The sequence below is a fragment of the Erwinia aphidicola genome (genome assembly GCF_014773485.1).
GTDB lineage: Bacteria > Pseudomonadota > Gammaproteobacteria > Enterobacterales > Enterobacteriaceae > Erwinia > Erwinia aphidicola.
The window spans coordinates 280,223-293,642 of sequence record NZ_JACXBP010000001.1 but is presented as its reverse complement, the minus strand read 5'-3'; the positions used below and the strand labels follow the sequence as shown (position 1 = coordinate 293,642).

Here is a 13,420-nt window from a genome sequence, read left to right as displayed (position 1 = left end):
GGGTTAACCCGTTGATCATTATAGCTAGCCAAAAAAATCATCGCGTCGTAAGCGCGTAAAGCTGCGTAAAGTCTTCTGTTGTCTCACTTTTTCGCTTTCTTTACGTTTCGCGGTGAGACTCCTGACAGGGTTTAATCTTAGAATCTTCTCACTGCACCAACCCCAAAGGCGCAGAAAGGCTGTCTCCACCCCTGGATGTTAGCGTGGGTGGAGACCGCCTACCAAAAGTAACAAGGATTTTGCCCGCGCAGCGCGGGCTTTTTTTTTGCCTGCGATTTCTGCCTGAGCAAAAAAAATCCCAGCCAGTGACTGGCCGGGATAAAGTATTCTCACAGGAAATGAATTCGTTACTTGGGTAATTCATTGACGTCAATAGAGTAACGCATTGTCTGGCTAAGACAACTCCTAACTTCCGTTTAATTTGTACAAAAATCCACAGCCTGTACAAGCTTCTCGGCTACAGCCTGCGCCACTGCTGATCTTTCGCACCGCCCGCGACTGTCACTCCCGTCACTTTTCTTACTCGCTTTTAAGATAATTCCTGGAGTTGCCGAACCGCTATCGAGCGCTTTACGCCCTCCCCGCGCCTGTGAAACTCTGGACTATACTCAATGCTCACCGTCACTTATGAGGTATTGCCAATGCCGACGTTGCAGGACCCGGTGATGATTATCACCGATCTCGACGGTTCGCTACTGGACCACCATACCTATAGCTGGCAACCCGCCGAACCCTGGCTGGCACGCCTGCATGCGCAGCACATCCCGCTGGTTATCTGCTCCAGTAAGACTGCAGCGGAGATCGTCCCGCTGCAAGATCAGCTGGGGATCGCCGGCGCGCCGTTTATAGCTGAAAATGGCGCGCTGGTGCAGTGGGATGACGGCAGCGGCGCTGGCCCTTTCAGGGAGTCGGGCGGCACCGATTACGCCACGCTGTGCCGCACGCTGCAGCGCCTGAAACAGCAGCACGGCTTCAGGTTCATCGGCTTTGCCGAAGTCAGTGAAAAGGAGGTCTCCGACTGGACCGGGCTGGCCCCGCATCAGGCGGCTTTAGCACGCCAGCGCGAGGCCTCGGAAAGCCTTATCTGGCGCGACAGCGAGGAGCGTTTCACCGAGTTCCGCCAGCATCTGGCGCAGCAGGATCTCACCCTGATCCAGGGCGGGCGCTTCTGGTCCGTGGTGCGCAGTGGATGTGGTAAAGGCGCGGCGCTGCGCTGGTTGCTCCAGCACTACCCTCACCCGGCGGGGCCACCGCTCACCATTGGCCTGGGGGACGGCCCTAACGATGCGGAGATGCTGGATGCCGTCGATTATGCGGTGGTGATTAAGGGCTACAGTAAAAATCCGGTTATTTTGCAGCGTCAGGATAAGCACTCTATTTATCACACCGAACATTTTGGCCCGGAAGGCTGGTGCGAAGGGCTTGAGCATTTTTTACCCTAATTAATTCGAGTCCCCTCGTGGGGCCTACTTTTGGTGCAGGAAGGCGGCAAGGCCGCGAGTCCCCAGCAACATAGATCACTGTGTGACTGGGGTGAGCGGGTGCAGCCAACGCACATGCAGCTTGAAGTATGACGGGTATATCACTCAGTAAGCTGAGGTCACCATTACGAGGTAAGCGATGAGCGATTTTTACCAGAACGGCGTCATTACTAACTTTCATAACCTGACGGGGCGCAGCGTGGAGGAGCTGGAAAAAGAGCTTACGCGCTTCTCACGCAAGCGCAAAATGGGGCTGATCCTCCCTTCCCTTTATTCGGAACTGGAAGGTCCGGCCCTCAGCCATATCGTCGATGAGCTGGCGAAAGTCCCTTACCTGGCCGAGATCGTGATTGGGCTGGATCGCGCCGACCGCGATCAGTTTCTGCATGCCCGCGAGTTCTTTTCGCGCCTGCCTCAGCGCCATCGTATTTTGTGGAACGACGGCCCGCGCCTGAAAGCGCTGGATGCCGAACTGGATAAAGAGGGGCTTTCCCCTGCGCAGCCGGGTAAAGGGCGTAACGTCTGGTTCTGCACCGGCTACACCCTTGCTTCCGATAAAACTGCCTGCGTGGCGCTGCACGATTGCGATATCGTCACCTATGAGCGCGGCATGCTGGCCCGCCTGCTCTACCCGCTGGCGAACCCCAGCTTCCAGTATGAGTTCTGCAAAGGATTCTATGCCCGCGTCGCGGATGGCAAGCTGAATGGCCGCGTTGGCCGCCTGCTGGTTGGCCCACTGCTGCGCTCGCTGCAAAAGGTGTACGGCCATTCGGAGTATCTCGACTATCTCTCCAGCTTCCGCTACCCGCTCTCCGGCGAGTTCGCCATGCGCACCCATGTACTGAACGGCATTAAAATTCCCGGCGACTGGGGGTTGGAGATTGGCGTGCTGTCCGAGATCTATCGCAACTACACCACGCGGCAGAGTTGCCAGGTGGAGATTGCCGATAACTACGACCATAAGCATCAGCCGCTGGCCGAAGAGGACGGCACCGGGGGACTGAAGCGCATGAGTAACGACATTGTGCAGTCGCTGCTGCGTAAAATGGCCACCATGGGCGTTAATATTACCAGCGACTCCTTCCGCGTGCTGAAAGCCACCTACTATCGTAACGCGCTGGATATGATGGAGATCTATAACCATGAAGCGACGATGAATGGCCTGAAGTTCGACCAGCATGCGGAGGAAGCCGCCGTGGAGATGTTTACTCAGGCCATTCTCGACGCCGGGCAGTCGTTTATTGAACGCCCGAATGAGAAACCCTTTATCCCCAGCTGGAGCCGCGTACAGTCAGCCTTCCCGGATATCCTGCAGCGTATCTATCAGGCCGTTGAGGATGATAATACCGGTGACGTCTGAACAAAATTACGGGGTTAATTGTCGGTTTTTTGATCTCAATGACAATGACCGATGGTTAACCCTGCGACTATGGTGGCATCCATTACTGGCGGTATCTGCGGGGGTTAACGATGTCCAGATATCCACAAGGCAGTATCGTGCGCCATAAAACCGGACAGATTAAAGGCGTGGTGCTGAATGTTTTTGAACAGGGTGACCAGCCCGCCGGTTACTACGTCAAGTGGGACGATGGCAACCATAGCTATCATGGTGAAAATGAGCTGATCTGGGCGAATATTGACCGCCCGCGCATGCACTATACGCAGCAGTCACCAAAATAGGCCAGGATGCCCAACTGCCGCTAAAATCAAGGTATACTCCGCGTAGCTGAATCGGGACCGCCCGGCACCACAGCGGTTTTCCGATCTCCCCTTTGCCAAGAGACCGTCTAACTGATTATGCCAGAACTCTACCGCTACGACCTGCCGACCAGAGCAGGCGACCAGCGCCAGCTGGGGCAATTAACCGGTGCAGCCTGTGCCGTTGAATGTGCCGAAATGGTTGAACGTCATCAAGGCCCGGTGGTATTGATTGCACCGGATATGCAGAATGCACTGCGCCTGCAGGATGAAATTAAACAGTTTACCGACCAGCCGGTGATGGCGCTGGCGGACTGGGAAACGCTGCCTTTTGACAGTTTTTCGCCGCATCAGGAAATTATCTCCTCGCGACTCTCCACCCTGTATCAACTGCCGACGCTTGAGCGCGGCGTGCTGATCCTGCCGGTTAACACGCTGATGCAGCGCGTCTGCCCGCACAGCTTCCTGCACGGCCATGCGCTGGTGATGCAAAAAGGGCAAAAGCTGTCGCGCGACAAGCTGCGCGCCCAGCTGGAACAGGCGGGCTATCGCAGCGTGGATCAGGTGATGGAACACGGTGAGTTTGCCACCCGTGGCGCACTGCTTGACCTTTACCCGATGGGCAGCGACCGCCCTTACCGTATTGACTTTTTCGATGATGAAATCGACAGCCTGCGGCTGTTTGACGTCGACAGCCAGCGCACTCAGGAAGAGGTCGCAGCGATTAATCTGCTGCCCGCGCACGAGTTCCCGACCGATAAAGCCGCGATTGAGCTGTTCCGCACCCAGTGGCGCGAACATTTTGACGTGCGTCGTGAAGCCGAGCATATCTATCAGCAGGTGAGCAAAGGCACCCTGCCCGCCGGGATTGAATACTGGCAGCCGCTGTTCTTCGAGCAGCCGCTGCAGCCGTTATTCAGCTATCTGCCGGCCAATACGCTGCTGATCATTTCCGGCGACCTGGAAGCCAGTGCCGAACGTTTCTGGCAGGATGTTAACGCCCGCTATGAGAACCGCCGCGTCGACCCAATGCGTCCGCTGCTGCCGCCGCCAACCCTGTGGCTGCGCAGTGATGAACTGTTCGGCGAACTGAAGCAGTGGCCGCGCGTGCAGCTGAAAACCGAACTGCTGGCCGATAAAGCCGCCAATACCAATCTGCATTATGAAACGCTGCCCGATCTGGCGGTGCAGGCGCAGGCCAAAGCACCGCTTGATGCCCTGCGCCGTTTTCTGGAGAGTTTCAGCGGCCCGGTGGTGTTCTCGGTAGAGAGCGAAGGCCGCCGCGAAGCATTGCAGGAGCTGCTGGCGCGCATCAAGCTGAAGCCGACGGCGATCCACTCGCTGCCGGATGCGCAGGCGCCAGGCCACTATCTGCTGATCGGCGCCAGCGAACACGGTTTTATCGACGGCCTGCGTAACCGCGCGCTGATCTGCGAAAGCGATCTGCTGGGCGAGCGCGTTAGCCGTCGTCGCCAGGACAGCCGCCGCACCATCAACCCGGACGTGCTGATCCGCAACCTCGCGGAACTGCATCCGGGCCAGCCGGTGGTGCATCTCGAGCACGGCGTCGGGCGCTATATCGGCCTGACCACGCTGGAAACCGGCGGTATCCAGGCGGAGTATCTGATGCTGGCGTATGCCGGCGATGCCAAGCTGTATGTGCCGGTGTCGTCTCTGCATCTGATCAGCCGCTACGCGGGCGGTGCCGAAGAGAACGCGCCGCTGCACAAGCTGGGCAGCGATGCCTGGTCGCGCGCGCGCCAGAAAGCGGCAGAAAAAGTGCGCGATGTGGCCGCCGAACTGCTGGATATCTATGCCCAGCGTGCCGCCAAAACCGGCTTTGCCTTTAAGCATGACCGGGAACAGTATCAGCTGTTTTGCGAGAGCTTCCCGTTCGAAACCACCCCTGACCAGTCCGCTGCTATTAATGCCGTGCTGAGCGATATGTGCCAGCCGCTGGCGATGGACCGCCTGGTGTGTGGCGACGTGGGCTTTGGTAAAACCGAAGTGGCAATGCGTGCCGCCTTCCTCGCGGTGGAAAACCACAAGCAGGTGGCGGTGCTGGTGCCGACCACCCTGCTGGCCCAGCAGCATTACGATAACTTCCGCGACCGCTTCGCCAACTGGCCGGTGCGCATTGAGATGCTGTCCCGATTCCGTACCGCCAAAGAGCAGGTGCAGGTGCTGAGCGAGGCGCAGGAAGGCAAGGTTGATATCCTGATCGGCACACACAAGCTGTTGCAGAGTGAGATCAAATGGCGCGATCTCGGCCTGCTGATTGTCGATGAAGAGCACCGCTTCGGCGTACGGCATAAAGAGCGCATCAAAGCGATGCGTGCCGATGTGGATATTCTGACGCTGACCGCCACGCCGATCCCACGCACGCTGAATATGGCGATGAGTGGGATGCGCGATCTGTCGATTATTGCCACGCCACCGGCCCGCCGCCTGGCGGTAAAAACCTTTGTGCGCCAGTACGATGAGCTGGTGGTGCGCGAGGCGATCCTGCGTGAAGTGCTGCGCGGCGGCCAGGTTTATTACCTCTACAACGACGTCGAAAATATCGAGAAGGCCGCACAGCGTCTCTCCGCACTGGTGCCTGAAGCGCGTGTCGCTATCGGCCATGGTCAGATGCGCGAGCGCGAGCTGGAACGGGTGATGAACGATTTCCACCACCAGCGGTTTAACGTGCTGGTGTGTACTACCATCATCGAAACCGGCATCGATATCCCGACCGCGAATACCATTATTATCGAACGTGCCGATCACTTTGGTCTGGCGCAGCTTCACCAGCTGCGTGGCCGCGTGGGCCGTTCTCACCACCAGGCCTACGCCTGGCTGTTGACGCCACACCCGAAAGCGATGACCACCGACGCGCACAAACGCCTGGAGGCTCTGGCTTCGCTGGAAGATTTGGGCGCGGGCTTCGCGCTGGCAACGCACGATCTGGAAATCCGTGGTGCCGGTGAGCTGCTGGGAGAAGGTCAGAGCGGCCAGATGGAGACGATCGGCTTCTCGCTGTATATGGAGCTGCTGGAAAATGCCGTTGATGCGCTGAAGGAGGGCCGTGAACCCTCGCTGGAGGATCTCACCAACAGCCAGACGGAGATCGAGCTGCGCATGCCTGCGCTGCTGCCGGATGATTTTATCCCGGATGTTAATACCCGCCTCTCCTTCTATAAGCGCATTGCCAGCGCGCAGGAGTCCGGCGAGCTGGATGACCTCAAGGTTGAGCTGATCGACCGCTTTGGCCTGCTGCCGGATGCAGCGCGTAACCTGCTGGATATCGCCGGGCTGCGTCTGGTGGCGAAGAAGCTGGGCGTGCGTAAGGTTGAAGCCAGCGAGAAAGGCGGCTTCGTTGAGTTCGCCGAGAAAAATAAGGTCGACCCGGCCTGGCTGATTGGCCTGTTGCAGAAAGATCCGCAGCAATGGCGGCTGGACGGCCCGACGCGCATTAAGTTTATGCGCGACCTTGGCGAGCGCAAAGTGCGTATGGTTTGGGTGCGGGAGTTTATGGATAAGATGCTGGAAAACGCGGCGGCGTAACTCATGTTACCAACAATAAGGGCGGACCGAAAAAAGGGTCCGCCCTACAGGGGATGCCGATAACCTGAATATTGTCGGGGCCGACCGCTTTTCAGGTTGGCCCAAACAGTAGGGGCGAACCTTAACCAAAGGTCCGCCCCTACAAAACAGCGCGCCAGGATGCTATTACGCTTTGTCGCTCAGCACCAGCTGGCCGTTATTATCGAGCGGGATGCGCGTGCCTGGGTCGTTTTCCATGCGGATTTTACCCTGCTGGTCACCAATTTTATAGGTGACGTCATAGCCCAGCATCTTTTCCTGCTTGTCGTAAACGGTTTTGCAGCGCTGCTCGGAAGTGGTGTAAGTATCGCGATCCTGCAGGGCGCCCTGCACCTGATTACCACCGTAGCCGCCGGCCAGCGCACCCGCTACCGTTGCCACATCGCGACCACGACCGCCACCAAACTGGTGACCCAGTACCCCGCCCGCTACCGCGCCCAGCACTGAACCGGCAATGCGATTTTCATCCTGCACGGCGCGACGATGCGTCAGCGTAACGTTGCGGCACTCCTGACGAGGGTTCTTCAGCGTCTCTTTGATTGGCGTTGCAGAGAGCACCTGCGCGTACTGCGGTCCGCGATCGAACACGTTCATACTTGCCACAGCGGCCACACCCAGGGCGGCTGCTACACCGATGCCAATACCCGCTAACATTGATTTATTCACAGGAAAACCTCCTGAAATTGTTACCGCGCATGATTGCCTGCTGAGACGTCCTGTAACAGCTACGGCATTCCCGGCGTGCGCGACGCGCCGTGGTAATGAGTCTTGAGTTTGCGTTGTGTGAGCGAATGTGACAATAAGAATACTGGAAGAAAAAGGGCCAGCGCATGATAAGAGAAAGCTTTTAAGAGAGTTCTTAACGGGGGGTTCAGACGGCGGTATCAGAACAACGGCTTATAGCTGGTGGCACTATAAGCCGTTTATTTTACAGAAAGCGGCGGGATTAATGCAGCTTCATTCGTGGACGGATCACACGGTTAATACTGCCCACCAGCATCATCAGACCGGTTTTAAAGTAGCCGTGCAGCGCCACCTGGTGCATACGATACAGTGAGATGTAAACGAAACGCGCAATGCGCCCTTCGACCATCATTGAACCGCGCATCAGGTTACCCATCAGGCTACCCACGGTGCTGAAACGGGACAGGGAGACCAGCGAGCCATGATCTTTATAGACGTAGGGCTTCTGCGGCTGCCCTTTCATCTCTGCCAGAATGTTGGCCAGCACGCGGGAAGCCATCTGGTGCGCGGACTGCGCACGCGGCGGCACAAAACCCCCGGACGGCAGCGCGCAGGAAGCGCAGTCGCCAATCGCGTAGATATTCGGGTCGCGCGTGGTTTGCAGCGTTGGCTCAACCACCAGCTGGTTGATGCGGTTGGTTTCCAGACCGCCCAGATCTTTCATAAAGTCCGGTGCTTTGATGCCCGCTGCCCAGACCATCAGGTCAGCTTCGATAAATTCGCCGGACTTGGTGTTCAGGCCTTTCTTGTCTGCGCTGGTCACCATGGTTTGCGTCAGAACGCGCACGCCGATTTTGCTCAGTTCCTGGTGGGCGGCGCTGGAGATACGCGGCGGCAGCGCAGGCAGAATGCGCTCACCGGCTTCCACCAGCGTGACGTTCAGCGCCTGGTTATCCAGACCTTTATAACCATAGCTGTGTAGCTGCTTAACCGCGTTGTGCAGCTCGGCTGACAGCTCTACGCCGGTGGCACCGCCGCCAACGATAGCGATATTGACCTTCTCCTGCGTGCCTTCGCTGGCAGAAAACTTCAGGAACAGGTTCAGCATTTCGTTGTGGAAACGGCGCGCCTGGTGCGGGTTATCGAGGAAGATACAGTTATCCTTCACGCCCGGCGTACCGAAGTCGTTTGAGGTACTGCCCAGCGCCATCACCAGCGTATCGTAGGCCAGCTCGCGTTCCGGTACCAGCACTTCACCCTGCGCATCGCGGATTTCCGCCAGCTGCAGGCGGCTATTTTCGCGGTCGAGGTTGGTCAAGGTGCCAAGCTGGAAGCTGAAGCCATGCTTGTGGGCATGAGCCAGATAGCTCAGACCGTCGATGCCTTCATCCAGCGATCCGGTGGCGACTTCATGCAGCAACGGCTTCCATAAATGGCTATGGTTGCGGTCGACCAGGGTAATCTGGGCTTTCTTCTTGCGGCCCAGCTTATGGCCGAGCTGAGTAGCCAGTTCAAGTCCCCCGGCACCTCCGCCGATAATCACAATTTTCTTCATAGGTGTTGTCAAACGACCCCCTGTAAAAGTGAACCAATCGTTAATTAAAAGTTAAATAAATAACCTTAATTAACATAGGGTTGGCGATATTAATTCGCGAGCTGGGGTCAGAATAACACGGAGGAAATCATCTGCTATAAGAAAATTGATCCTGGTCAATGTTATTAGCAAAACTAAGAATAGTACGAATAAAGACCACAAAATCAGCCCGCACTTTAGCGGGCTTCAGCGGCTGGATGTGACGCCGGGTGCGGCGATTTAACCGAGTGTTTTGAAGGCGTTAATGCGCGGCAGATGGTGGGAGATGTTACGGAACTTGTGGCCCTCAACTTCATCCCACACCACTTCGTAATAGTGGTGTAAGGCCTGCGCGCTGCGGGTGCTGTCGAGCGCATCGTCATGGCGGGAGAGAAACACCAGCCCGCGCTGGCGATTCTGTTCGCGAAAGTGGCTGACGCACTTGGTGGCAATATCCAGGTACTCTTCCGGACGATCAATCTTGCCGTCCATCACTTCATTCGGCCACAGATTGGGGTTAAACATCACCTGGCGCACATTGCAGAGAAAGCCAATACGCTCGGCCCAATAACCCCCCAGCCCCACGCCGCAAATCAGCGGGCGATCGTCGTCGCTCTGACGCAGCATCTTGTCGGTTTCTTTGAGCAGATGCTGCATATCATGTTTAGGATGGCGGGTGCTGTAGCTGAGCAGGCGCACGTCCGGGTCGATGAACTGAAGCTGCAACACTTTTTCGTGATTGCCCGGGCTGTTTGAATCAAAACCATGCAGATAGATAATCATCGTCATCCTCATTGTGATTCGCCACGGGCAGCCTGTTGTCAGATGCCCGCAGCCGCTTTATGGGCCAGCCAGCGCTCCTGCAGCGTATTTAACGCGTTGCTCGTCTCCTTCCAGCGCGACGATTCCTGCAGTTGCTGACGGGTAAAGGTTCCCCGATGGTAGAGCTGAGCGACCCTTTCTGCATTGATCGGCGACAGGTTATCCAGCACGCTGACCGCGCCTGCGCGGTTATTACACACCAGAATCATATCGCAACCGGCATCCAGCGCCGCCTGGCCACGCTCTGCGTAGCTGCCCATAATCGCCGCGCCTTCCATCGACAAATCGTCAGAGAAGATCACCCCGTTAAAGCCCAGCTCCTTACGCAGTACCGTTTTCAGCCAGTGTGATGAGCCGCTGGCCGGGCGCGCATCGACTTCAGTATAGATAACATGGGCAGGCATAATAGCGTCCAGCGCCTGCTCGGCGATCAGCTGCTGAAAGATCGGCATATCATGATGGCGGATCTCCGCCTCGCTGCGCGTATCTCGCGGTGTCTCTTTATGCGAGTCCGCACTGACGGCACCATGTCCGGGAAAATGTTTTCCGGTGGTCTTCATGCCGGCATCATGCATGCCGCGAATAAAACAGCGCGCCATTTGCAGGGCAATTGCCGGGTCTTCGTGGAAAGAGCGCTCGCCAATCGCCGCGCTACCGTGGCCGATATCCAGCACCGGGGCAAAACTGATGTCGATGTCCATGGCGATCATCTCCGAGGCCATCAGCCAGCCTGCCTGCTGCGCCAGCTGTTCCGCGCTGGCCGCATCATTCAGCGCAGCAAACGCCTGCATCGCCGGCAGACGGGTAAAGCCGTCGCGGAAACGCTGCACGCGGCCGCCTTCCTGGTCCACTGCCACCACCAGCCGGTTGCGCGAGGCGCTGCGGATCTGCCGTACCAGCTCACGCAGCTGCGCCGGGTCATGATAGTTGCGGCTAAACAGGATCAGCCCCCCTACCAGCGGATGCTGTAAAATCTCACGCTCTTCCGCATCCAGCTCGCAGCCGAGCACATCTAACATTACCGGTCCCACACTTCACCTCTTGTTCTGTCGTTGCTGCCAGCCTTCTGCTGCCAGCGTATAAAAATGTTGTTCACCGCTCTGCTGCGCCCGCAGCTCGTACCAGCTGGTCGCCAGCAGAGACAGCCACGGCTGCCAGCGCTGGATCTGGCCGCTCAGCGCGTCAATGTTCAGCTGCTGACGCGTCGCATAACGGGTAATAAGCCGCTGTTGCTGCGCGCCGTCCAGCCCATTGGCGCTGATGATGGCGGCCAGCTCCAGCGCCACATCGCCATCCGCTGCGTACTCCCAGTCAATAAAGCGCAGCCGGCTGCCTTCGGCGACCAGATTTCCGCAGTGGAGATCCATATGCAGCACCGCCAGCCGCAGCGGATGCGGTTGACCCTGACGCTGCAGCTGCCGCAGCGCGCGCAGCCACTGAACGGTGCGGCGCTGCGGCTGGCTGCGCTGCCAGTAATCCATCAGCAGCGGCATCAGCTGCAGGCGATAACCGCTCAGCGGCTGGTGATGTAAGCTGACAACCTCATCCACCAGCCCCTCCAGCCAGCTGTCCAGCTGCCCGGCGCTCAACACTTCGCCTGGCTGCCACCCCAGCAGCAGCCAGTCGCTATTCCTGCCGTGTACACCAGGCGTCAGGCCACTGGCGGCCAGTTTACGCAGCAGACGATATTCGCGCTGGCGGTCAACCCCCGGCATGGTCTGCCCGCTGGCTGCCCGCCGTGCCAGAAATTTGCGATCGTCCAGCGAGACCTGCACGCTGTAGCCGCTCAATCCGCTGAGCGCAGAAAAGGAACCGGCGGCACTCGCCGCCGGAAACTGTTGCCCGATCAGCCTGTCGAGCGCGGGATCAGTGCTGGACGGCACCGCTGCCTGACCAGATAATTTCGCCGGTCTGCACCAGCATCAGCTGCATCTGCAGCGTCGGTGACTTCACGTCACCTTCGGCATTGCTGTACAGCACGTACTGGGCGCCGACATAGCGCGCCAGGCCAATCGCTTTGCTGCGCGACACCAGACTGTCCTCTGCGGAGAGCCCCAGCGTCTGTTTCGCTACCGCCAGCTGCTGCGAGGTGACGAGGGTAAACTGCGCGTTGTTCGCCAGCGAGCTTTGCAGCGCCGCGGTCGCTTTCGCGCTCTGCAGGCTGCCGTTAGTGCTGTTCTTCACGTTATCCACCAGCAGTACGCTGCCCGCCGTGACGCCGTCTGCTTTCAGCATCTGCGCCACCAGCGGTGATACGCTGGCAGGCCAGTTGATGGTCTGCATTTTTGGCGGCTGCGGTACGTTCTGGCCCGGTTCCGGTTTTGGCTGCTCCGGCACGGTTACCGGCGGCTGCACGGGCTCAACCTTGGCGGGTTGCTCAGGCTGCTGCTGCTGTTGATTGTTGATACAGCCGCTCAGAATCAGCGCCAGTAGCAGCACGCCTGAGAGCTTAAAGATATTCCTGTTCACACTTAACTCCTTACAGATACAGGTAGAGACGAACTTTGCTCGCCGTCAGATTACCGGTTTGGGATGAGATGTCGGCTTTACCATGCGCGGGTACTGTCACCGTGCGCGGGCGTTCAAAAGGTAAGATCTCTAACCCTTTATCATCATACCAGTAGAAGCGATAAGTGACCTGAACCGGCTTTTCCTGCTGATTAAACAGCACGGTGGTGGCGCGCTGCTGCCCTTCCCTTTCGCCAATATTCGGTTCATCGGTGGTAATGCCCGCCGACAGCACGGCCGACTCCATCACTAACGACTGTGAGGTATTGATGGTGGTGCGCTCGCTGCTGCATCCGGCTAACGCTACCAGTAACGTGAGTGCCGTTACGCTTGCCCGCATAGATTTGTGTCCGTAGTCGTTGGCGTTCAGGACGCCAGCATTGGGCCTAAAGGACGGCCGCCGAGCAGGTGCAGGTGGATGTGATACACCTCCTGACCCCCGTGCTTATTGCAGTTCATGATCAGGCGATAGCCATCTTCGGCGATGCCCTGATCTTTAGCGATTTTCGCCGCAACCGTCATCATGCGCCCCAGCGCAGCTTCATGCGCGGCGCCAACATCATTGGCGGTAGGGATTAAGATATTCGGCACAATCAGAATATGCGTCGGTGCCTGCGGGGAGATATCGCGAAATGCGGTAACCAGCTCATCCTGAAAAATGATGTCGGCCGGGATCTCACGGCGGATGATTTTACTGAAAATGGTTTCTTCAGCCATGCTGCATGTCCTTGAGCGTAATATAAGTTACCGCAGTATGAGCGAGAGAATCCTTTTCTTTCAACCTGCAACTGACTTTTCTTTCGCTAATCGCACGGCTTTACGACGTTATGCCCCCGCCCGCCCGTCAAAAAATTATTTTTGCGTGACGCTTCGCACAATGAACTGCCATTTTCGATAAAAACGAAACACTGTTTTATAAATTTAGAGATCCCGCAAGGTAATCACGGTGATTTTGCCACTCTGCTCAATTTGCTGGCAAAAATGACAAGGTTGAATGGTTGGGAACATTCTACTTTTCCACCATCCGTCTGAGTTGTCCGGAATACGTGGTTGAAGCCACCCTACAGCA

Annotated in this window: 12 protein-coding genes; 4 read left to right on the top strand and 8 right to left on the bottom strand. The window is 57.5% G+C overall.

Annotated elements, in window-relative coordinates; translation table 11 throughout:
• Window positions 1-641 precede the first annotated feature (641 nt).
• From ID864_RS01355 to mfd, 4 genes are all read left to right on the top strand, one after another.
• A complete protein-coding gene (locus tag ID864_RS01355) occupies window positions 642-1,442 on the top strand; it encodes a mannosyl-3-phosphoglycerate phosphatase-related protein (protein ID WP_191149472.1) in 801 nt (266 codons plus the stop codon).
• A 178-nt stretch (window positions 1,443-1,620) separates the two neighbouring features.
• Window positions 1,621-2,841 carry a glycosyltransferase family protein gene (locus tag ID864_RS01350; RefSeq protein WP_048916372.1) on the top strand — a complete coding sequence of 407 codons (1,221 nt, stop codon included), beginning with the start codon at window positions 1,621-1,623 and terminating at the stop codon, window positions 2,839-2,841.
• 110 nt (window positions 2,842-2,951) lie between these two features.
• On the top strand, window positions 2,952-3,161 hold the full coding sequence (locus ID864_RS01345) for a hypothetical protein (protein WP_048916373.1): 210 nt from the start codon (window positions 2,952-2,954) through the stop codon (window positions 3,159-3,161).
• Between the two features lie 117 nt (window positions 3,162-3,278).
• Entirely contained in the window at window positions 3,279-6,725 is a 3,447-nt protein-coding gene (mfd, locus tag ID864_RS01340) for a transcription-repair coupling factor (protein WP_048916374.1), read from the top strand.
• A 165-nt stretch (window positions 6,726-6,890) separates the two neighbouring features.
• Here mfd and ID864_RS01335 read toward each other — a convergent pair whose 3' ends face one another.
• The 8 genes from ID864_RS01335 to hinT all read right to left on the bottom strand — a co-directional run bounded on the left by ID864_RS01335 (window position 6,891) and on the right by hinT (window position 13,068).
• Window positions 6,891-7,430 carry a glycine zipper 2TM domain-containing protein gene (locus tag ID864_RS01335; RefSeq protein WP_048916375.1) on the bottom strand — a complete coding sequence of 180 codons (540 nt, stop codon included), beginning with the start codon at window positions 7,428-7,430 and terminating at the stop codon, window positions 6,891-6,893.
• 280 nt (window positions 7,431-7,710) lie between these two features.
• On the bottom strand, window positions 7,711-9,015 hold the full coding sequence (locus ID864_RS01330; RefSeq protein WP_048916376.1) for an NAD(P)/FAD-dependent oxidoreductase: 1,305 nt from the start codon (window positions 9,013-9,015) through the stop codon (window positions 7,711-7,713).
• 246 nt (window positions 9,016-9,261) lie between these two features.
• The gene (gene ycfP / locus ID864_RS01325; RefSeq protein WP_187497355.1) at window positions 9,262-9,804 is read right to left on the bottom strand and encodes an alpha/beta hydrolase YcfP; all 543 of its coding nucleotides are present in this window, start codon (window positions 9,802-9,804) and stop codon (window positions 9,262-9,264) included.
• Window positions 9,805-9,842: 38 nt separating this feature from the next.
• Window positions 9,843-10,862, bottom strand: a complete 1,020-nt coding sequence (gene nagZ / locus ID864_RS01320) for a beta-N-acetylhexosaminidase (RefSeq protein WP_191149288.1) — start codon at window positions 10,860-10,862, stop codon at window positions 9,843-9,845.
• 15 nt (window positions 10,863-10,877) lie between these two features.
• On the bottom strand, window positions 10,878-11,726 hold the full coding sequence (gene thiK / locus ID864_RS01315) for a thiamine kinase (RefSeq protein ID WP_099753403.1): 849 nt from the start codon (window positions 11,724-11,726) through the stop codon (window positions 10,878-10,880).
• Entirely contained in the window at window positions 11,710-12,300 is a 591-nt protein-coding gene (lpoB, locus tag ID864_RS01310; protein WP_099753418.1) for a penicillin-binding protein activator LpoB, read from the bottom strand. The genes thiK and lpoB overlap by 17 nt, the downstream gene beginning before the upstream one ends.
• Window positions 12,301-12,322: 22 nt before the next feature.
• Window positions 12,323-12,691, bottom strand: a complete 369-nt coding sequence (locus ID864_RS01305) for a YcfL family protein (protein WP_099753402.1) — start codon at window positions 12,689-12,691, stop codon at window positions 12,323-12,325.
• A 26-nt stretch (window positions 12,692-12,717) separates the two neighbouring features.
• Window positions 12,718-13,068: a purine nucleoside phosphoramidase gene (gene hinT / locus ID864_RS01300; RefSeq protein WP_048916381.1), complete on the bottom strand. Its 351-nt coding sequence runs from the start codon at window positions 13,066-13,068 to the stop codon at window positions 12,718-12,720.
• Window positions 13,069-13,420: the final 352 nt, after the last annotated feature.